Genomic DNA, 21,354 nt, shown 5'->3' with positions numbered 1-21,354 from the left:
CACAAACGGCACTAGTGGATCAGGGTTCACAGTGGATGCGCTATGGGCTGGACGTAAAGACGGCAAGACCATTGCCACGCTCGGCACCTATCACCTTACAAAGATGGACGGGGTTGAACGTTCCTACGCCGACATGCTCGCAGTGGCAGACACTCGCTATGGCGGACTGTGGAAGTGGATCTGGGACGGCGAGAGACTGTTGTGCAGTCCTGACCATCTCTTGACGGTCAGCGAGACGGACGCAATGAACGAACAGTTGGACGCCTATCTCCGAGCGTTCCCGGATGTCCCCGAGGGCTGGGATGGTTGGTACTATCGCGAAAAGGTGCGCGCCGCTTAACGTCAAGGCGTGCAACTGGACTCCCATAATTAAACCCATGAGCGTTGACCGCACCCCCAACCAACACCGCATCCACCAACTCATCTGCAACACGCCGATGCAGTTGTTGGAGATACGGCAGTGGATTGCGCCAACCCATCAGCGGGGGGCAGAGGATGGCAGTAGTCATGCGAAGCCGTCGTCTCGTCCCCCGCTCGCGATAGACCCCATCGACGCGTTGGTAGCTGAAGAGAAGCAAGTCCTCTACTGGTCCAACGCGTACGGGTTTCACAAGACGTGGATGCTCAACGGATTGCAGAGTTACTTCCGCGGCACTGTCGGACAGCGCATCCAGTATCTCGCACAGCAGGATATCCCGGAGTGGGATTGCGACAACATTCTGGAACGGTGGCAGCCGATCCGCGCCTTGCATGAGAAGCGTTGGCCCGTAGCCGATCCACGTACATGGCTATCCGAGACGGAAGCTATTGCTCTGGTGGGTAGGGATAAACGCACGTTGCGTCGTTGGCGTGCATCGAATCCGAGGATCGCCCGCATCGGCCCGATGGGTGTCGAGTATGACGATCACTTGTTGCGAGCGGTGTGGCGTGAACAGATCAAACGCGCCGAAAACAGTCTCGCCTACGCACGCTCACGAAAGGCAGCAGCATGAGTGAGCGACAACTACGCCGACTGATCTACAAGTACGAGAAGCTCGTGCTTAGGTACACGGAACGCGCATGTAATTGGGCTGCGGAGGAGAACGGCGATCTTGCACGTGTATGTGCCGCGTCGGCGAGAGCTGCACAGTCGCAGGCGGATCGGCTCAAAGCAGAGTTGGATGACCTCGATTGATTGAAATGCCAGGTCATGCCGCAAGGTCCGCACATGGCGTAGCGTGTCCGCTGTGTTGATAGGGTTGATCTATAGGCTTTGAACGGAATGAATACGCCTTCCGTTTTCAGCCGCCCCACCTCCCTAGCGTCATGTTGCAGGGTGGTTCTCCGTGATTCGCGGGTTGCAGGTGGGGCGTTCAACGGCTCGCAGGACGTGCGAGATGCACCCGGAGACCATAAGTGGATGCGCTATGGGCTGGACGTAAAGACGGCAAGACCATTGCCACGCTCGGCACCTATCACCTTACAAAGATGGACGGGGTTGAACGTTCCTACGCCGACATGCTCGCAGTGGCAGACACTCGCTATGGCGGACTGTGGAAGTGGATCTGGGACGGCGAGAGACTGTTGTGCAGTCCTGACCATCTCTTGACGGTCAGCGAGACGGACGCAATGAACGAACAGTTGGACGCCTATCTCCGAGCGTTCCCGGATGTCCCCGAGGGCTGGGATGGTTGGTACTATCGCGAAAAGGTGCGCGCCGCTTAACGTCAAGGCGTGCAACTGGACTCCCATAATTAAACCCATGAGCGTTGACCGCACCCCCAACCAACACCGCATCCACCAACTCATCTGCAACACGCCGATGCAGTTGTTGGAGATACGGCAGTGGATTGCGCCAACCCATCAGCGGGGGGCAGAGGATGGCAGTAGTCATGCGAAGCCGTCGTCTCGTCCCCCGCTCGCGATAGACCCCATCGACGCGTTGGTAGCTGAAGAGAAGCAAGTCCTCTACTGGTCCAACGCGTACGGGTTTCACAAGACGTGGATGCTCAACGGATTGCAGAGTTACTTCCGCGGCACTGTCGGACAGCGCATCCAGTATCTCGCACAGCAGGATATCCCGGAGTGGGATTGCGACAACATTCTGGAACGGTGGCAGCCGATCCGCGCCTTGCATGAGAAGCGTTGGCCCGTAGCCGATCCACGTACATGGCTATCCGAGACGGAAGCTATTGCTCTGGTGGGTAGGGATAAACGCACGTTGCGTCGTTGGCGTGCATCGAATCCGAGGATCGCCCGCATCGGCCCGATGGGTGTCGAGTATGACGATCACTTGTTGCGAGCGGTGTGGCGTGAACAGATCAAACGCGCCGAAAACAGTCTCGCCTACGCACGCTCACGAAAGGCAGCAGCATGAGTGAGCGACAACTACGCCGACTGATCTACAAGTACGAGAAGCTCGTGCTTAGGTACACGGAACGCGCATGTAATTGGGCTGCGGAGGAGAACGGCGATCTTGCACGTGTATGTGCCGCGTCGGCGAGAGCTGCACAGTCGCAGGCGGATCGGCTCAAAGCAGAGTTGGATGACCTCGATTGATTGAAATGCCAGGTCATGCCGCAAGGTCCGCACATGGCGTAGCGTGTCCGCTGTGTTGATAGGGTTGATCTATAGGCTTTGAACGGAATGAATACGCCTTCCGTTTTCAGCCGCCCCACCTCCCTAGCGTCATGTTGCAGGGTGGTTCTCCGTGATTCGCGGGTTGCAGGTGGGGCGTTCAACGGCTCGCAGGACGTGCGAGATGCACCCGGAGACCATATGGCTACGCGGGGTGTTCCAGTCATCGGAGCTGGGGTATCAAACTCGACACTGACTCCCGGCAGTGTAATACCGGGGGCAACGACCCGTCGCTTAAATGGCAAGAGCGCCCCCGCGCAGGGGAGACCCGAGTTCGATTCTCGGCGGGCCGACGTGAGTATCCAAGGAAGTGCCCCAGTGACAGTACCTCCCACACCAGGACGCATCGTCATCTACGCATCCCGCAACGGCGACGGAATCACCTCACCCGCAATCGTGTTGCGCACACGCGACTCCACCAACCTTGACGTCATCGAACGTTGGGGTCCGTCGCCTGATGGCACCCTGTCAGGTAAGGGCAGGCCAGCGGACCTTGTTCCAGAACTTCCCGATGACACCACAATCGACCTGTTGGTACACGGCCTGGGTGGCGACTATCGGGAATACGCAGTCCCGTTTGACGAAGAGCCCTCCCCGCGCACATGGAACTGGCCGTCTAGAGTTTGACCTTGGCGCGATCACTGGCACGCTTCACCGCGTAGCCAAATCCCCAAGGCAGTAAACGCCGTGCCGTGTCCTAGGAATCGCGGTACGAGCTTTAAAATACCCACCGGCATCCTTATGGTGTCGGTCTTTGCCCCGTAGCACAATTGGCAGTGCATCTCCTTGTTACGGAGACGGTTGCAGGTTCGATTCCTGCCGGGGTAGCAAAGCATCGGTTTAGCGGCTGATGCTGGTGGTGACAGAGTGTGCGCGTACGGACACGGCGCGCAATGTGCATGACGGACAGGACACCCTTGGCCAGGGTGAAAGCGTAGCTGCTGGAAACTGTTGCGTAGCTGCAAACGTCATGGCACCGGGCAGACACATAGACGAACGTGTTCCCGTCCCGGTCTGGGTCTCGTAAACCCGCCACCAACCTATGCCTGAGCTAGTGGTAGCGGCCCGGTCTCCAAAACCGACGCCCGCAGGTTCGACTCCTGCCAGGTATGCAAACGATCCCGTGCCACGTAAAGGTGCAGCGGGGCGGTCCGATCGCTGTAGCCGCGGCAGGCGTCGGATACACCAACTTCGGTCCCCTTGCACGCTCCCGCACCCCACACCACGACGGCGGACGAAGCGATTGCAAGGGGACCGAACCCAACTTCTGGAAGGTTCTCGTTGACCACCATCATCCGAAACCGTGGCATCGGCGAAAACCAGACCCGCAACATGTGCAGCGTCACCACCGACCAAACACGCACACGCTGGCGCATCGTCGAAAACCACTACCCCGCCGAATACGGCATCGTCCCAACCTTGTTGGGGCGATCGTTCGACAACAGCCTCACAACAGGCATCCGGTACGCCAACCAGCGCATCGACGAAGCCCAAGACCCCGTCATCCTCATCGGCTTCAGTGCCGGCGCAGCCGTCGCAGGCCACACCGCAGCACAACTCACCCCAGCGCAACGCCGCAAAGTCGCAGCCGTCATCCTCATCTCCGACCCCTTCCAACCCGACGGGTTCACGTCGGCGGGTCACGGTATCGCAGGATCACGGCGCATCAACGGTGTCACTGCACGGTGGATCTTCGACGAGTTGGATCCGATCTGCTGCACCCCGAAGAACTCGCCGCTACGGACACTCGCGGACCAGACATCCTCGATGTCCCTCGCAGACCCGCACGCATGGGGAACCAACCTCCTCACACGACTACGCCTCCACCAATGGCAGCCAGTCGCACCCCAGGGTAGCGACTACGCAGAGGCGCGTGCAGCAATCGACCGCTACCGCACCGGATACCACACCAGCTACAACACCAAGCGTGTCCCAGGCATGAACGTCACCTACACGAAACTCGCTGCACAACTGATCGACGAATACGCGTAAACCCCGTAAAAGGGGCCACTCCGGGACGCCAGGCGCGACCGGACACCCTGAACGAGGTGCCGCATGGCATTCACCCCCAAAAAAGGTGTCACCCCAGACCGCGCAGACCGCATGGCGAAAGTCCTGAAACTGCGGCGCGCAGGCTTGCACTACTACCAGATCGCAGAAAAGCTCGGCATCTCACAGACGTTGGCGCACAAAGACTACAAGCAAGCCATCCAAGAGATCACCAACCCGATCGCCCAAGACATTGTGGACGAACACCGGGACCGCATCATGGGCCTCATTACCGGCCTGTCTGCGAAGGCTGCACGCGGGGACAACAAAGCCGCCGACTCGATCCTCAAACTCATGGAATACGAGGCCCGTCTCCTCGCTCTGTTCCCTAAAGACAAGACACAGGGTGCGTCGAAGGCTGAAGCCGACAAGTACATCGACTTCATCGTGGGCGGTGCCAAAGATGAGTAACGGCCTCCGCGTCCAACCACTCGAAGGCAAAGCGCGAGACGCCTACCGGCTATCCACCGCCGAAATCAACGCCTTCGACGGCTCCGTGCGTTCAGGCAAAACCGTAGGCACACTCTACGACTTCGCCCAATTCTGCATCCACGGCCCCGAAGGCTTGTTCTGCATCGCCGGACGCACACAACGCACCGTCATCAACAACCTCATCATACCGATGCAGGAAATGTTCGGCGCCAACAACGTTGTCATCAAATACGGTTCCGGTACCGTCGACATCTTCGGCCGTGAAGTGCTCATCGTCGGCGCAAACAACGAACAAGCCCGCACCAAGATTCAGGGACTCACCCTCGCCGCAGCTTACGCCGACGAGGTAGCGACACTCCCTGAATCCTTCTTCGACATGCTCGTCTCACGCCTGTCCGTGAAGGGTGCGCGCATGTGGTGCACATGCAACCCTGAAGGCCCCCGCCACTGGTTCAAAAAGAAGTGGCTCGACCGGGCGAAACTATGGATCCGCCACGACGGCACACTCATCGACCGCCGAGACGAATACGCAAACAAAGACGTCGAAGACCCCACGCGGCCCATCGACCTCCACCGCTTCTCATTCCTCCTCGACGACAACAAAAACCTAGACCCCGAATACGTAGCACGACGCAAAGCCTCCTACACCGGACTGTTCTACCTCCGCATGATCCTCGGAGAATGGGCACTCGCAGACGGCGTCATCTACAGCATGTTCGACGAAGACAAACACGTCATCGACTACGAACAACTCCCCACCATGCAACGCCTCATCGCATTCGGGCTAGACATCGGAGCCAACCACCCCACCGCAGGAATCCTCCTCGGCATCGGCGCAGACAACAAACTGTACGCAATTGCAGAATACGCGCCCCCCACAGGCTCCACAGACCGCCAAATCGCGGACGGCCTAGACAAATTCCTCGACCAACACCAAACCCGATTCGGGCAGCAAGTCGAAGGAATCTTCGTCGACCCCTCCGCGCTCTCCATCAAACTCGAACTCACCGAGCGAAACCACACCATCTACAACGCCTCCAACAAAGTGAAAGAAGGAATCCGCACCATCGGATCCCTCCTCCTCTCCGGGCACCTCTACTTTTCGAGCCTCTGCCCCAAGTTGGTCGCCGAAATCCCCGACTACGTCTGGGATCCCAAAGCTGCAGAAAAAGGCGAAGACAAGCCCATCAAAATCGATGATGACTTCCTCGACGCTGCACGCTATTCCATCGCATCCACCCGCTACACGTGGCAGTCCTACCTCGACGGACCCGCTATAGACGACACATAGGAGTCCGAGAGTGCCCTTACCCGACTCCAATGCGACATGGCCCCCCGCGCCCTTCGACGACCTAATCGCAGACATCGCCGAAAAACAGGTGTGGTGGGAAGGGCACGCAGACAAACTCGCTTCCTACTACAGTCAGGGCGGGCAACGCCGAAGCTTCGGCTTCGACGCCGGCATGTTCGGGCTGTCCGTGTTCTGGGGGAAACGCCCCACTGAAAAGCAGGTGACGACCCGGCTGCATCTGCCGATCGCCGCGGACCTGGTGCAAACCTCCGCGAACCTCCTGTTCGCTGACGGCCCCAAGTTCAAGATCGCAGACGTAGACGCGGAACTCGATGACGACGAGGACGGCAAAACCGTTCACGACCCAGCGAAACTCGTTGCACAAGAACGCGTCGACTTCATCCTCAACACCCCGCAGATGCATTCCGCGATGCTCGTCGCAGCAGAAACATGCGCAGCCTTGGGTGGTGTGTGGCCGCGCATCGTGTGGGATCAAACCCTCACCAAAAACGCGTGGATCCACTTCGAAGACCCCGACCGCGCCATCCCTGAATTCAAATGGGGCCGACTGTCAGCGGTCACATTCTGGTCTGAACTCGACGCACCCGACAAACTGGTGTGGCGGCATCTCGAACGCTACGAACCCGGCAAAATCTTCCACGCCCTCTACCAGGGTTCGGACGAAAACCTCGGGCAACTCGTGCCGCTCGAAGACCACCCTGCCACCGCGGGCATCAAGGTCAACGCCTACGGATTCATCGAAACCGGATCCGAAGACATCGCCGCAGGCTACATTCCCAACCAGCTCCCTAACCCGATCTGGCGGACAGAGCCACAACTCCGCCCACTCGGACGCCCCGACATCTCCGACGACATCATCCCCCTCCTCGACCAGGTAGACGAAACCTGGTCATCGCTGATGCGGGATCTGCGTCTCGGGCGTGCACGCGCCTTCATGTCAGAGAACATGACGAAGGTTGGGCGTGCGGGCGAGGGTGCCGCGTTCGACAATGATCGTGAACTGTTCTCCATCGTCGGCAACGCCGCAGGAAAAGACGGTGCCGCGGCAGCCTTCTTTGAAGTGAAACAGTTTGCTATCCGCGTCGAAGAACACCTCCGTATCGCGCAAGCACTCGTTCTGGAGATCATCCGACGATCAGGGTACTCGCCACTCACCTTCGGCATCTCCGAAGAAGGCGGCGCAGCAACCGCAACTGAGATCACAGCCCGCACAGCCGCATCCAGCACCACCCGCACAGCGAAACACCGCTTGTGGGGAACCTGCCTGACACGGCTAGCGCGGACACTCCTTGAAGTCGACGGACACGTATTCCCCGGAACACGCGCCACCGTGGACGAGGACATCGAAATCGAATGGCCTCCAATGCGAGACAGCGCCTACAACCGGGCGCTCACCGCGAAAACACTCCGGGAAGCCAAAGCTGCATCAACGGAAACAATCGTCGCGTTGGTCAACCCTGACTGGGACTCGGAGCGGGTCCGGGCCGAATCCAATCGGATCCTCGAAGAAGATGCGGGGCCGGTACTGGTGGACCCATCCGAATACGGGGTGGGTGGAGACGGCGCGCCAGATGACGCCAACACGGAAACGAATGTCTCCAACACAACGGAAGAACCCGAAAACCCCTTCGCGAAAAACGACGAACAGGACGAATAGCCGATGCTGGATCCGGGACAGGTAGAAGGGCTCGCAACCGGGCTCGTCGACCTGTACTCGGACAGTGAGGCAGTCCTCCTCTCCAAAGTCACCGCAGCAGTGGCAGCAGGCAAAACCAACAACTGGGCGGAAACCCAGTTAGCGGAAGTCCAGAAACTCAAATACGAGTCGATGGACGTTGTCAACGCTCTCGCGTCAGCGGAACAGAAGGAACTCGGGCTCGCCATCGGGACCGCAGCCAACCGCGGCACAAGAGCAGCATCAGCAGACCTCCTGGCCGCAGGCATCACCACATCCGCAGCGGGTGTCATCGACCGCCACGCCACCCAAGCCCTCGTCACCGAAACACTGGCGAAAACACGGGGCACACACCAGTTGATTCTGCGGTCCACAGATGACGCCTACAGGCGTGTCATCGCAGAAGTGACCGGGCGTGTACTGACAGGCTCGGTGACACGCGAACAAGCGGCACAGCAAGCATTGAACCGGCTCGCCAAACAAGGCATCACCGGGTTCGTGGACAAAGCTGGCCGACGTTGGAATGCCGCCACCTATGTGGAGATGGCGACCCGCTCCTCAGTGATGCGAGCATTCGCTGCCGGACATGAAGCGCGACTACGGTCACAAGGCATCACCCTGGTACGCATCTCAGCCCACTCCAACCCTGCCCCCCAATGCGCCCCATACGAGGGCAAGATCCTGTCGCTCGACAACGAGACCGGGACAGTGGTGAAGGAATCCGAGATCGACGGCAGCGATGTCGAAGTGAAGATTTTCGCCACCATTCGTGAAGCTATTTCACGTGGCCTGCATCACCCGAACTGCCGGCATGTTTCTGCCGCCTACTTTCCCGGTGTCAAACCGTCGAAGCAGCCACAGTTAACCCCGGCTGATCCTGAAGGCTACCGCAACACCCAGAAGCTTCGCGCTCTGGAACGTACTGTGCGGGCCGCGAAACGGGATGCGGCAACCATAATGGATCCGGCTGACCGTAAGCGTGCGTTGGCGAAGGTCAAGTCTGCGCAGGCGGCAACGAAAGCGTTCGCTGAGGCGAAGGGGTTGCAGCGTCGACTGGATCGGGAACGGTTGCAGGTTGGCGATGCCAACGCTGTGGATCCAGGCAATCTCGGTCCGTTGAATGTGGAGCGCCCGAAAGTCACGCCACCGACGCCGAAGCCTGTGGTTGATCCTGCCGTGGTTGCGGCACGTGAGGCCGCGGAGAAGGCTGCTAAGGCCGCTGAGATGCAGGCCGCTGTGGAGGAAGCTCTACGGCAGCAGCAGTTGGCCGCGGCAGCGCGAGAAGCGGCAGCCGCCCGCGCACGCCAGACGGTACCCCGCGACATGTCCAGCGTCGATGACCTCGCCCGCCTGTACATGCAGCGCGACGAAGCCCTCAAGAATGACAACTTCATTCGGAGCAGTCGAACACTTGAGATCGAGCGTCTCATCGACGCGACCAGCGCAGACGAGATCGCTAAGGATAGGGCCGCGCAAGTCGCCCGCCTCGAAGCCAACCTTCAGTCCGTCGCACCCACAGCCGCAGCCAGAGCAGCACTCATCGAACGCTCACACGAAGCGCTACGCATGTTCATGGAAGACAAAGACGTCGCAGTCAACGTGCCCTCTGAATCCGTACTGTCCAAGATCCTCGCAGACGGACAGTTCCGTTCGCAGCGCGATCCGAACATCACGGAAACAGGCGGCGGAGGATACCTCCCCGAACAGCGCGCTCTCAAAGAGAACGCATGGTTCGGCGACCACGAAGAACCGCCTATCTACGGTTACATGCGTGACCGATCCGGCAAGGACTCGGGCGCTGACGACTACGGCTACATCGCGGTCGTACTGCAAGCGAAGGTGAAAGCCTCCGCCGTCACCGTGGCAGTGGGCGACTCCCTCGACGATGTCAACTACACCTTCCCCGGTGATCCGAAGAAGCCAGGCGACTACACGGCGAACCCGCTGGAAGCAGCCGAATACGACACGGCAGCCGAGTACGCGGACTACCTGAACGGCAAGCCCGCACCCGACAGTGGCGGGTCTATCTTCACCAGCCAAGGCTTCTACGGGGACAATCATGTGGAAGCTCAAATCCACAACGGCGTCCGCGTGGGTGACATCGACTTCATCCACTTCAAGGGTGAAGGCCCGAGTGAAGCGTTGGCTGAGCAGCTCCGCAATGCTGGTATCCGCTACACGGTAGACGAAGAGGGATGATGGCTAAGCCGTATCAGACGCTCTCGACGCACGTCACCCGTTACCGACGCCCGCCACGTCTCGTAGCTGAGATCCGCCCTGGAATATTCGCTATCCAGGGCGGATCTGTGAAGTCCGCTGACGTTGCCGTCCACTTGTATGAACGGCAGGACGAAGACGACCGGCAGATGATGACGATCTCGGTTAGGCAGCAGGAGCGGGCCGACCGAATCGAAGCCGCCCGCGACGACACCTAAACCTTTCTCCACCGCACCCGCCACACCACACGGTTGGCGGGTTTTTTCATGCCCGAAGCCAGGCGCTCGGGAACCCCTAGCAAACCCCAGGAGGGTTACGCATGTCCGACACAACCGCAACCGAAACCGCAACGTCCACCGAGGACACCGGAACCGGCAGCGAAACAACCGAACTCGACACCACAACCACGGGCGAGACGGAAACCGAGACAAGCGAAACCCGCGAAGACAGCACCATCGAAGACCCCGCCATCCTCCGCAAGGAGATCAGCAAGCTCCGCAAGGAAGCCGCTGCGGCACGAGTCAAGGGCAACGAAAAAGCGCAGCGGGCAGCCACCGAATCCGCCACCAAAGCACAAGAGGAACTCGCCGAAAAACTCGGGCGCGCACTCGGGCTCATCAAGGACGACGAAACACTCACCCCCGAACAGACCATCGCGAAGCTCACCGAGGAACGCGATGCAGTCAGCCAGCGGGAAACGGAAGCCGCGAAGAAGCTCCGCGAATACCAGGCGCGTGACGCACTCCGCGAGGCAGCCAAAACCAACGAAGGCGACTTCGTAGCACTCAACGATTCAGCGACTCTCCGGGAGAAGCTCGCCGGAATCGACTCCACCGCAGACGACTACGCAACCCAGGTGGATGCGGCAGTTAAGTCTGCAATCGCATCAAACCCGAAGCTGAAAGCTGCCCCGGTGGCCGCGGGCGCTTCGGGAATCGAACACGGCGGCAAGGTCCAGGCGGCACCGACAGGGGTCGAAGCCTTCCGCAAACAGTACCGCGAACACCGCGGACTGTCCGACTAGCAGAACAGGCCACCACACATGGCGAATACTTTCCTCACCCCTCAGGTAATTGCTGAAGCCTCGCTGGCAACTCTCTACGAGAACTGCGTTGCGGCTCAGCTTGTTCACCGCGACTACGGTAGCGAGTTCGCGGCTGCTGTTGGTGACACGATCACCATCCGCAAGCCCGCTGTCTTCGAGATCGAGGACGACGACAACTTCGATCCCGCTGTCGGCATCCACATCGACGACGCGACCGAGGGCGGCATCCCCGTCAAGCTCGATACGCACGTCGACAAGTCGTTTGCGGTCACCACACGTGACCTGTCGCTGCACATCAAGGACTTCTCCACGCAGCTCCTCAACCCGGCTGTCGAGGCGATCGCCCAGCGCATCGATCGCGACGTGCTGAAGTTCCGCAACGACATCACCAACGAGGTCGGCCAGGGCGTAGGGTCCGAGTACAGCAAGGCCGAAGCGCTCATCGCGGCCGGCGTTGAACTCGATGTGTTCAACGTTCCCCAGACGGAGCGTCGGGCCATCGTCGGACCTCGCATGAAGGGGTCGTGGCTCAACTCCGATCTGCTGAAGCGCAACGACGCTTCGGGCACCACCGCTGGACTTCGTCAGGGCTCCATCGGCTCGAACCTGTTCGGCTTCGACGCCTACATGTCCCAGAACATCGGGCAGCCCAAGGCGGCAGGCGCGCAGGTTTCGGGCGACCCCACCACCGAGGTTGGTGTGGCCTTCCACAAGACCGCCGTGGCACTCGTCACCCGCCAGCTCGAACTGCCGATGGGCGCATCCAACGCCTACATCGCCTCCTACAACGGCTTCGGCATCCGCGTCGTCATCGGCTACGACCAGAAGTTCAAGAAGGATGTCGTATCCCTCGACGTCCTCTACGGCGTCAAAACCCTCGACAAGAACCGCGCTGTTCTCATCAAGGGCGCTGACAAGGCGTGAGCTTCCGGTACGTGAACGTCAACTCGAATCAGGTGGTCGAGTCCGACGAGCGTCTCCCGCACCTAGACAAGCTGGCGCGCTGGCTGCGAAGTGAAGGCGACAAGCCGGAACCTGCGAAGCCGCGCACCCCACGCAAGCCGAAACCGGATGCGCCCGCGCAGACAGAACCAACACTGCCTGCCGAATAAGACACAGCCTGCCCCCACCTGACTGTGTGAACGGTGGGGGCAGGCTGCACCACGAGGAGCAATGTTGCACGTCTACGCGAGCTGGGAAGAACTAGGCGAGTGGATCAACCCCGTCCCTGACGAGTTCGAAGCGAAACAGCTACTCAGGGCCGCTTCGGAACTGGTTCGGAAAGCTACCCGCTTCGACGAGTATCCGGTGACCCCGGCAGGGTTCCCATCGGATGCCTTCGATGTCAGCGCGTTTCGGGATGCTACATGCGCGCAGGTCGCGGAATGGGATGAAGCGGGAATCAACCCGAATGCAGGCAAGGCGGGGCAGCCAGCAGTGTTGGCGTCATCGTCGATCAACGGCGCATCAACGTCGTTCGAGACGGCCTCGCAGGTCGCAGCTCAGGAAGCATCCCTCGACTGCCTCGGCTCCCGCGGCCTAGCGATATTGCAGAACAGTGGTTTAGGTTCGTCGTTTCCGAGGGCGGAATGATGCCACGCCGGGACTATCTGGCGGACTGGTGGACTCATCCGATCACGGTTGAACGCTTCGAGGGGACATCAGGTTACGGCGAAGACGTGTACTCGTCGGCTGTAACCGTTCTGGGTTCCGTTGCCGACACGACGCGGATGGTGCGCAACAAGGACGGCGACGAAGTTGTGTCGTCCACGTCTGCCGCGTTCCCCATCGGCACCGACTACATTCCGGTCGGATCCAGGGTGACTCTACCGGCGACATTCGGGCACCGACAGTCAACTGTTCTAGCGGTGAGTGTCGCGGACAGTGGCGGTCCTGCAACACCGAATCACATGTCCGTCAGCTTGGAGTAACCGATGCCTGAACTCACATGGAATCGGATCACCGACGCCCTCGCCACCGCGATCCGAGACGCAGGACTCGCCCGCTGGAACCCCAACGGAACCTACACAGGCACAGGCGCACCCGCACTCTACGTCGGACACCTACCCGACAGCCCCTCGACCGCGATCATGCTCAACATCTACGAGGACTCCCGCGAACGCGACCCCGACCGTGCAAACCCGGACATCAAAATCCAGATCCGAATGCGCGGCGACAACGCAAACGTCAGACCCGTCAACGATCTAGGCGACAAACTGTTCGCGCTACTCGACGACAAGACACGCTACGTCCTCCCCGGTGGCGTCCGAGTCCTGCACTCGCGGCGTCTCATGGCTGCCCCACTGGGTGCCGACACGAAGCAGCGGCAAGAACGCGCTGACTCATACGAATTTTCTCTCAACCCAGGCTGACAGTCTGGGTTTTGCCAGGAGGCAACATGACTACCCCAACCCCCATTGCTCTTCCCCCGAACTCGGCTGCGCTGGAAACGAAGCTGGCCCGCGACTGGGTGTTCCGAATCAAGGATCCGAAGGCTCAGGCAGGCGAGTACGTGTTTGTGCGTGGCTTGTCTGCTGTGTCCCCGATTTTCGAGGGTGCCGCGCAGGAAACGTCGGACATCGACGCGAATGGTTACGGTTCGCAGGTTGTGACCGGTTTGACGTGGCGTGTCGAAGGATCGGGTAAGCGGAAGGGTGAGAACTCGACCGGGTATGCGGATGATCCGGGTCAGGCATTGCTGCGTGCGAAGGGCCGTAAGACTGGCGGCGACAACTTCGTTCAGTTCCAGATTTACCGTCGTGATGACGCGGAGGACGCTTACCAGGGTACCGGCCCGGTGGTGTGGACGGATGCCGCGGCATCGGATCCGAATGCGCTTCAGGAGTTCTCGTTCACTGTGCATGGTAACGGTGAGCCGCTGGACATTGAGAAGCCCGCTGCGGTTTAGCTGACATGCCGGGGCAACGATCAACTCTAGGTTGACTGTTGCCCCGGTGTCTGGCAGGAAAGGCTGCACAACACTCGTGTCCGACGCCCACGACTTCCTCAACCCGCACATGCCCGCACTCGTCGCAGGAAAAACCTACGAAGTCGGCGGCGTCACAGCGGAACAAGGCCTACGCCTGCACCTGATGTTCGCCACACCAGGCGAAATGCTCTGGAGCGATGATGAACTCATCGAACAGATGCGTCTCCTGCTCGGTGACATGTGGGATGTCATGCTCGATGACGGTGTGTCATGGCCTGAGTTGCTGCATGTCGCACGAACCGCACTGATCTGGTACGGGCAGTCAGCGCACGCGGGCGCACTGTTCTGGGACTACTTCGACCGGGAACATGAACCCGCACCGCCTGTCGACGAGTCCGAGCCGGAACCCGAGTGGCCTGAAGATGGGGAAGCGCCCGGTAGCCGCGGCCCCGACGATCCAGGCGGCGGACCCTACGACGAAGCAACCGGACTCCGCGACTGGTATTACCCCGAGAACTACGGCAAAACCACCCCTGCCGGTCCACGGGAAACCCTGACTTGGGCGATGATGCTTGAGCATTGGGAACTTGTAGAGCTTGATTTTCAACAGTTCTTCGGCATCGATTTGGAGTCAGGGATTCTGAAGGAACGTTCGTTTCGTTGGTTGAATGCCCGCGTGTGGGGTGTCCTGACGGAACCTCAGTCGCGTTTACGCCGCAAGTTCGGCGACATTCTGACAGGCAGGTAACTGTGGCGATTCAATGGAACTCGCAGGCCGTCATCGACAAGCAACGCGCCGGCGCGGTCAAAGGTATGGAGATTGCCACGGAGGCTCTGCGAGGCGAAGCAGTCGACCTGACACCCATCAAAGATGGTGTTCTTCGCGCCTCATCTAAGGCATCAGTGAACGAAGTTGATGACGGCGTCGTGGGCGCGGTCTCCTTCAACACAGAGTACGCAGTGAAGCAGCACGAAGACGTGGGCTTGAATCACCCGAATGGTGGCGAAGCCAAATACCTGGAGAACGCTGCCACCGCATTCTCTGAAACTTTTCAAACTGTCATGGCGCATCAAATCAAAAAGGCCCTCAGGAGATAACGACTGTGCGCGATCTGCGTGAAATCAGCGACCCCGATTTGCATCTTCCGATCGGCGGGAAACGCTACACGATTCCCGCGCCCAACGGTAGGGAAGGTTTGCGGCTGTGGAAGTTGGCACGGTCATCGGATCTGACTTCCGATCAAGAGGTCGAAGAGATACGGAAGATCCTCAAACCGGTCCTACGCGAGATGCACAAGGACGGTTTGTCGTGGCCGTTCATCCTGCACGCGGGCCGTACAGCGATCATCCACTTCGCTATCTCTCCGAAGACTGCTGTCGCGCACTGGGAAAATGGCGAGGCCGCGCAGTACCTCGGGTCGGTGCCGATGCATCGAATCATTCACGCGCTCGCTAAGGGCAACGGAATCAACATTGGTGGCGCACGCGCCGAATAGCATTGAGGGCGGTGGGCTTTAATGGCTCTCGATACCGGTACGATTTTCGCCACTCTAGAGTTGAACGACTCGCGTTTCAACCAGAGCATGGAACGTGCTGAACGCACTGCCCGAAGTTTATCCACACAGCTTGACCGGACAGCGTCGTCGGCTAGTGGTTCGATGCGTGATGCTGCACGGCAGGTCGGGAATCTCGGGGATGCTGCACAGGATGCGGGCCGTCAGGTGCGCGATCTCGACAGTGTGCCCGCAGGTTTGGGTCAGTCGGCGGATCGGGCTGAGCGTTCGGTGCGCGGTATCGGTACGGGTGCGCGTGAAGCGTCGAATGGTTTGCGCCGTATTGATGCTGACGCTTTGACGCGGATTACTCGCGGCGCTGAGGGCGCGGGCGATGCGCTTCGTCAGTTGGATCGCTGGCAGTTGGATGCGTTGATTCGTGAAGCGAACCGGGCTGGCACATCGATCGGGGAGAGTGTTAGGCAGGGCGCATCGCACGGTGAGCGCGCTTTGGCGCGGATGGATGCCCAGGGTTTGCAGCGGCTCATCAACGATGCGCAGGCTGCACGACGTGAACTCAACCAGGTTGGCGATGCAGCCGACGACGCAACAGATGACCTAGCAGATGTAGGCGAAGGCGCAGGAGACAGTGCGGGCGGAAACTTCCTATCCGGCTTCTCGGATGCGATCTCCGGTATGGCCTCCAAGGGTGGCCCTATCGCTGGCTCGATTCTTGGCGTGGCCGCGTTGGGTCTCGGTGTTGGTGTGGCGTTGGCGTCCGCGATCAAAGACGGTATGGAGCAGGAGCTTCAGCGGGATTTGTTTCAGGCGCAGACTGGTGTGACGACGGCGCAGGCCGAGAAGTTTGCGCGGGCTGCTGGTGAAGCGTACGCGGATGTGTTCGGTGAGAGCGTCGAAGCGAACTTGGATACGGCTCGTGTCGCTATGGGTAACGGCCTGTTGGATGCGGGCGCTACGCAGCGGGACGCGGAACACATCATCGGATCGTTGGATGCTGTGTCGCAGATACTCGGTGACGATATCCCGAATGTTGCTCGCGCAGCGGGTAACGCGGTGAAGTCGGGGTTCGCTGCGGATGTCGATGATGCTTTCGATCTGCTCGTCAAGGGCGGGCAGATGGGGTTGAACGCCTCGGAGGATCTTGTCGATACGGTCACCGAGTATTCGGTGCAGTTCGCGAAGGTCGGGTTGTCTGGCGCTGAGGCTTTCGGGCTGATGAATCAGGCGGTGCAGGGCGGTGCCCGCGACACGGATACGGCAGCGGACGCGATCAAAGAGTTCGCGATCCGGTCTATCGACGGGTCGAAGGCTGCGGCTGAAGCGTATGAGGCGCTCGGTTTGAATGCGGCTGACATGTCTGCGCAGATCGCCAAGGGCGGCACTGAGGGTACCGCGGGCATGGAAGAGTTGCTGACGAAGATCCGTGAGACTGAGGATCCGTTGGTTCGGAACGCTGTCGCGGTCGGGTTGTTCGGCACGAAGGCCGAGGACATGGGTGACGCCATGTACAACCTGGACCTAACGACGGCTGTGCAGTCGATGAACGACTACGAGGGCGCGGCGAAGAACGCTATCGGCGTCATGTCCGGGAACGGCGCAACGTCCGTTGAGGGCGCGATGCGTTCCATCTCCACTGTCGTGGATAGTTTGAAGGGCGCGCTGGCTGAGGCGTTCGGTCCGCAGATCGCTGAGTGGGCAGACAAGATCAGCAACAACCGTGCCGGCGTGGTGGATTTTTTCATCGCGGTTGGTAACGGCGGGTTCGAGGCGGCGAAGGCTGTAGCGTCGTTCGTTGCTGACGGTATGCGAATGCTGGCTGAGTTCAGTGGCGCGGCAGCGGAAACGGGTGCTTCGTTCCTGGATATGGGCGCGAACATCCTGTCCGTGGGTGAGAGCATCCCCGGTTTCGGCGCGATTCTCGGTATCGCTACGGGTGGTGCAGCGGAGAAGCTGCGGACGTTGGCGGACGCTACCCGCAATGGTGGCGCGGCGATCGATGAGGCGCTCACTAAGGGCGCGAACGTCATCGACGACACGCTAGTACCTGGAATCGATAAGGCGCAGGAACGGTTCAACGAGTTCGGCCAGAACGTTTCCCTGAACATGCGGTTCAGTGACGAGTCCGCGAAGATCATCGCGTCGATCTCGGATCTGGGCGAGCAGGCGGACGGCAGTATCGCCAAACTTGAGGGTTTCACAGGCGCTGCGGACGAGATGCTTCCCCCCGGTCTAGCCGATCAGTTTCGTCAACTGAAAGACGGTTTCGAGGCGCAGACTCGCGCTGGCCTGGATGCCGGTAAGACTGTCGAAGAACTGACGGGCACTTACGCGGCTAACCGTGACGCACTACTTCAGCAAGCCATGCAGATGGGTTTGAACAACGAGCAGGCAAACACGCTCCTGAATTCGTTCGACCTATTCCCGAATCTGGTTGAGACGCAGATCAATCAACCTGGCATGCCTGAAGCACATCTCGCGTTGGATGTCCTCAAGGGCAAGGTAGTTGACGTCCCGGATGACAAGACGATTGTCACGGAGGCGTTGACGAAGGACGCCACAGACGCACTCTCGGCGCTCGGGCTGAAAGTGGAGACACTCCCGGACGGCACAACCCGCATCACCGCCAACACTGATGACGGTCAAGTCGCGATCGACAACTTCCTGCGCAACAACGACGGCAAGTCGCTGCAAATGTATGTGGAGTTGGAGCAGCGGCGCGTCGGTTACTGGCAGTCGCAGGGAGTGTCCGCGGCGGATGCTCCAGGCATGCAAGGCCCGGTCCCTGTCGCACTGCCTTCGGGTGGCGGTGGGGGCGGGTCGCCAGGTGGAGGTGGTGGAGGGTTCGCGGACGGCGGAGCAATCCACGGCCCAGGCGGACCCCGCGACGACCTCATCCCCCTCTGGGGATCCAACGGTGAGCACATGCTCGACGCCGACGATGTTGCGAAACTCGGCGGGCAAGCCGGGGTGTACAGGTTCCGTGACGCGCTGCAACGCGGCGAAGTCGGGGCCTACGCGGACGGTGGCGCGATCGGTGACAAAGACGCCGCAATCGCATACGCCCAATCCAAAAACGGTATGCCCTACGTCTACGGCGCTCTTGACTGTTCCGGCTACTGGTCGGGTATCTACAACGCCTACACCGGCAAGGATGTCCGCTTCACCACGGACTCGGATTTCGCGGCTCTTGGATTTGTTCAGGGCTACGATCCGGGCGGCTTCAACATCGGCACCAACGGCGGCTCTGGTCAAAACGGGCACATGGCAGGCGACCTGTTCGGTACGCCCGCCGAGTCCGGCTCCTCAGGGATTGTTTACGGTGCTGGCGCTCAGTCGGCGCAGGACTTCCCGATGGTGTGGCATCTTCCCCGCGGGGACGACGGCACCGAATACATGGGCGATTCTGCGGGCGGTGGCGCTGGCGGGTCTTCGAGTTCGTCGGCTGGCGGTTCGTCGTCGTCGGGCGCTCGCGGCGGTGACGTGCGTGACGTGTTCGTCACGAACTGGCCGGGAGGCTCCATCGGCGGCGGTAGCTCGTCGTCTAGTGGCGGATCGCGAAGCTCATCGGGCGGCGGAAGCCCCCAGGCGGGCGGATCCGCAGGCGGACTGTTGCAGTCCCTCAACAAGGGCATCGAAGCACTCGCCCCCAAACCAGCAGACGCCACCAAAACCCCAGCGGACGACAACGGTATCCGAGCACTCCTCGACAAGGGCGACTTCACAGGTAAGTTCCGTGACGCCTTCGGAGTGGAGGAAGACTCCAAGATCGTTGACGCACTGTTGGAGGCGCGCAAGCCTGGCGCTGACGACGCGGACGGCGTGCGTGCGTTGGTGGAACGCGGCGAGTTCAGCGAATCATTCCGTAAAGCTTTCGGGCTGGAGGAAGATTCACCACTCGTCAAAGCACTCATCGACGCGAAGAACACGAAACCGGTATCGCAGTTCACCGCGGAAAACGACCCTAACGGGGTGCGGGCTCTGCGTGAAAACGGCGACTTCACCGGCAGGTTCCGTGAAGCGTTCGGGGTCGAAGAAGACGACAAACTCGTTGACGCGATCCTACGCCACCGCGACGGCAGTAAACCCGATGCGGCACAGTTCAATGACGAGAATGACCCTGACGGCCTGAAGGCTATCGCGGCCGGTGACTTCACTGGCCGCTTCCGGGAGAAGTTCGGTGTCGAAGAGGACTCGCCTCTAGTTGCGGCGCTCCTGTCGGGTGGCCGTGGCGGTCAGTTCACGGACGAAAACGATCCGCAGGGCATCCGGGCACTCCTCGAATCAGGTCAGTTCACCGGACGGCTCGGCGGCCTGTTCGGCATCGAAGAGGACAATCCGCTTCTCGGTGGCGTCCTGGATGCGCAGCGGGCGGGCGCGAACGCACTGTTCAACGAGCAGTCCGATCCTGATGGCTTGAAGGCGCTGCTGCATGGCGGCGAGTTCACGGACAGGTTCCGTAGCGCATTCGGCGTGGAAGAGGATTCCGCGCTGGTTCAGCAGTTGTTGACCGGCAATGTGGGCGGCGATGCCGATCCTGACGGCGTGAAAGCACTGCTGGATAAGGGCGATTTCACGGGGAAGTTCCGTGACGCGTTCGGCGCTGAAGAGGATTCGAAGATCGTTGATGCTCTGTTGGAGTCGCGTGATGCGGCGAAGGTGCAAGCGGATGCGGTTGTGGAGTCTTCGGGGAAGGTGTCGGAGGCTGTAGCTAAGGCTCCGGTGTCCGATGGTGGCCTACGTTCGAGTACGCCTGCCACGTCAACGTCCACGCCTACCACGGGTGCGTCTGCGGGCGTGCAGGATGTGCGGATCACAAACTGGCCGTTCGGGTTGGGGAACGCTCCCGCTGATCCTCTCGCAGGACCGCGGCAGCAGGTCGACACTCTCATGTCCGGCATCAACAGTGCCGGCGCATCTGGTGCGAGCCTCTTGCAGTCCGCTGCGGCTGGTATCGCACAGTCGATTCCTCCGCTCGGCCCACCTGTACCGCCGACTGATGTTGTGCCCGCCATGCTCACCCCCGGTGAGATTGTTATCCCGAAGGATATCGCGGACAAGTATCCGGGGCTTCTGGAGTTGTTGAAGCGGGATGCTGTCGGGCATTACGCCGAGGGCGGCACGGTCGGTTTCTTCGGGCCGAAGGATCGGGCTTTCGAGGCTGGCGGTTCGAAGCATACGGAGACGGTGAAGGCGTGGTCTTCTGCGCAAGCCGATTCTGATGCTGTCGGTTCGGGCACGCCGTTGACGGTGTTGAAGAAGCCGACGAGCGGTGAACTGGCTGCGGAAAACATGTACAAGACGCTGGTTGGCGCGGCTGGTCTTGCAGGGTTCTTGTCCGAGCAGCTCGAAGGACTGTTCTCGGGCGGAATTTTGAATCTGGGCCGGGAGACGGTGGAGCAGCTTGCGGCAGCGTTCAAGGATGCTGCCGAGCAGATTCCGCCGACTGGCGACACGATCCAGGGCGATCAAATCAACGGCGACATCGTCACCCAGCAGTCGAATGATCCTGGCGCTGTGATCCGTAACGCGGCAGGAGCGTTCGGGCTGCGCCTTTAAACACCACTT

Annotated in this window: 21 protein-coding genes and 3 tRNA genes; all 24 read left to right on the top strand. The window is 60.4% G+C overall.

Annotation, left to right across the window (positions count from 1 at the left end; all coding sequences use genetic code 11):
- Positions 1-103 precede the first annotated feature (103 nt).
- Positions 104-340, top strand: coding sequence for a hypothetical protein (locus CH289_RS27975; protein WP_143545062.1), 237 nt, complete (start codon positions 104-106; stop codon positions 338-340).
- A 37-nt stretch (positions 341-377) separates the two neighbouring features.
- Positions 378-992 (top strand): hypothetical protein, encoded by a 615-nt coding sequence (locus CH289_RS07785; RefSeq protein WP_143545061.1) that lies wholly within the window; start codon positions 378-380, stop codon positions 990-992.
- Positions 989-1,174: a hypothetical protein gene (locus CH289_RS27970; RefSeq protein ID WP_143545060.1), complete on the top strand. Its 186-nt coding sequence runs from the start codon at positions 989-991 to the stop codon at positions 1,172-1,174. Before CH289_RS07785 ends, CH289_RS27970 begins: the two co-directional genes overlap by 4 nt.
- Positions 1,175-1,467: 293 nt before the next feature.
- Positions 1,468-1,704 carry a hypothetical protein gene (locus CH289_RS07780; protein WP_143545062.1) on the top strand — a complete coding sequence of 79 codons (237 nt, stop codon included), beginning with the start codon at positions 1,468-1,470 and terminating at the stop codon, positions 1,702-1,704.
- 37 nt (positions 1,705-1,741) lie between these two features.
- Positions 1,742-2,356: a hypothetical protein gene (locus tag CH289_RS07775; RefSeq protein WP_143545061.1), complete on the top strand. Its 615-nt coding sequence runs from the start codon at positions 1,742-1,744 to the stop codon at positions 2,354-2,356.
- Positions 2,353-2,538 (top strand): hypothetical protein, encoded by a 186-nt coding sequence (locus CH289_RS27965; protein ID WP_143545060.1) that lies wholly within the window; start codon positions 2,353-2,355, stop codon positions 2,536-2,538. Before CH289_RS07775 ends, CH289_RS27965 begins: the two co-directional genes overlap by 4 nt.
- 301 nt (positions 2,539-2,839) lie before the next feature.
- Positions 2,840-2,909 (top strand) — tRNA-OTHER (locus CH289_RS07770).
- A 462-nt stretch (positions 2,910-3,371) separates the two neighbouring features.
- Positions 3,372-3,444, top strand: a tRNA-Asn gene (locus CH289_RS07760).
- Between the two features lie 214 nt (positions 3,445-3,658).
- A tRNA-Trp gene (locus CH289_RS07755) sits at positions 3,659-3,728 on the top strand.
- Positions 3,729-3,897: 169 nt separating this feature from the next.
- The gene (locus CH289_RS07750) at positions 3,898-4,608 is read left to right on the top strand and encodes an alpha/beta fold hydrolase (protein ID WP_094727677.1); all 711 of its coding nucleotides are present in this window, start codon (positions 3,898-3,900) and stop codon (positions 4,606-4,608) included.
- A gap of 63 nt (positions 4,609-4,671) precedes the next feature.
- On the top strand, positions 4,672-5,076 hold the full coding sequence (locus CH289_RS07745) for a hypothetical protein (protein WP_094727676.1): 405 nt from the start codon (positions 4,672-4,674) through the stop codon (positions 5,074-5,076).
- Complete coding sequence (locus CH289_RS07740) at positions 5,069-6,388, top strand: PBSX family phage terminase large subunit (protein WP_094727675.1); 1,320 nt, start codon at positions 5,069-5,071, stop codon at positions 6,386-6,388. Before CH289_RS07745 ends, CH289_RS07740 begins: the two co-directional genes overlap by 8 nt.
- A 10-nt stretch (positions 6,389-6,398) precedes the next feature.
- Complete coding sequence (locus CH289_RS07735) at positions 6,399-8,066, top strand: phage portal protein (RefSeq protein WP_143545058.1); 1,668 nt, start codon at positions 6,399-6,401, stop codon at positions 8,064-8,066.
- Between the two features lie 3 nt (positions 8,067-8,069).
- Positions 8,070-10,283, top strand: coding sequence for a phage minor capsid protein (locus tag CH289_RS07730; RefSeq protein ID WP_094727673.1), 2,214 nt, complete (start codon positions 8,070-8,072; stop codon positions 10,281-10,283).
- Between the two features lie 337 nt (positions 10,284-10,620).
- A complete protein-coding gene (locus CH289_RS07720; RefSeq protein ID WP_094727671.1) occupies positions 10,621-11,325 on the top strand; it encodes a hypothetical protein in 705 nt (234 codons plus the stop codon).
- Between the two features lie 18 nt (positions 11,326-11,343).
- Positions 11,344-12,270: a P22 phage major capsid protein family protein gene (locus tag CH289_RS07715; RefSeq protein ID WP_094727670.1), complete on the top strand. Its 927-nt coding sequence runs from the start codon at positions 11,344-11,346 to the stop codon at positions 12,268-12,270.
- A gap of 249 nt (positions 12,271-12,519) precedes the next feature.
- Positions 12,520-12,939, top strand: a complete 420-nt coding sequence (locus tag CH289_RS07705) for a hypothetical protein (protein ID WP_094727668.1) — start codon at positions 12,520-12,522, stop codon at positions 12,937-12,939.
- Positions 12,939-13,277 carry a hypothetical protein gene (locus CH289_RS07700; RefSeq protein ID WP_143545057.1) on the top strand — a complete coding sequence of 113 codons (339 nt, stop codon included), beginning with the start codon at positions 12,939-12,941 and terminating at the stop codon, positions 13,275-13,277. Before CH289_RS07705 ends, CH289_RS07700 begins: the two co-directional genes overlap by 1 nt.
- A 3-nt stretch (positions 13,278-13,280) precedes the next feature.
- A complete protein-coding gene (locus tag CH289_RS07695; protein ID WP_094727666.1) occupies positions 13,281-13,718 on the top strand; it encodes a minor capsid protein in 438 nt (145 codons plus the stop codon).
- Positions 13,719-13,744: 26 nt separating this feature from the next.
- Positions 13,745-14,254, top strand: coding sequence for a phage tail tube protein (locus CH289_RS07690; RefSeq protein WP_143545056.1), 510 nt, complete (start codon positions 13,745-13,747; stop codon positions 14,252-14,254).
- Positions 14,255-14,330: 76 nt separating this feature from the next.
- Entirely contained in the window at positions 14,331-15,023 is a 693-nt protein-coding gene (locus CH289_RS07685; RefSeq protein ID WP_094727664.1) for a DUF7426 family protein, read from the top strand.
- A 2-nt stretch (positions 15,024-15,025) separates the two neighbouring features.
- Positions 15,026-15,373: a hypothetical protein gene (locus CH289_RS07680; RefSeq protein WP_094727663.1), complete on the top strand. Its 348-nt coding sequence runs from the start codon at positions 15,026-15,028 to the stop codon at positions 15,371-15,373.
- A gap of 5 nt (positions 15,374-15,378) precedes the next feature.
- Complete coding sequence (locus CH289_RS07675; RefSeq protein ID WP_094727662.1) at positions 15,379-15,771, top strand: DUF7426 family protein; 393 nt, start codon at positions 15,379-15,381, stop codon at positions 15,769-15,771.
- A gap of 21 nt (positions 15,772-15,792) precedes the next feature.
- Positions 15,793-21,345: a phage tail tape measure protein gene (locus CH289_RS07670; protein WP_094727661.1), complete on the top strand. Its 5,553-nt coding sequence runs from the start codon at positions 15,793-15,795 to the stop codon at positions 21,343-21,345.
- Positions 21,346-21,354 lie beyond the last annotated feature (9 nt).

The organism is Rhodococcus sp. RS1C4, assembly GCF_002258225.1.
Classification (GTDB): Bacteria; Actinomycetota; Actinomycetes; order Mycobacteriales; family Mycobacteriaceae; genus Rhodococcoides; species Rhodococcoides fascians_E.
The sequence above is the reverse complement of the archived record's forward strand: the minus strand, read 5'-3'. Positions and strand labels throughout refer to the sequence as shown.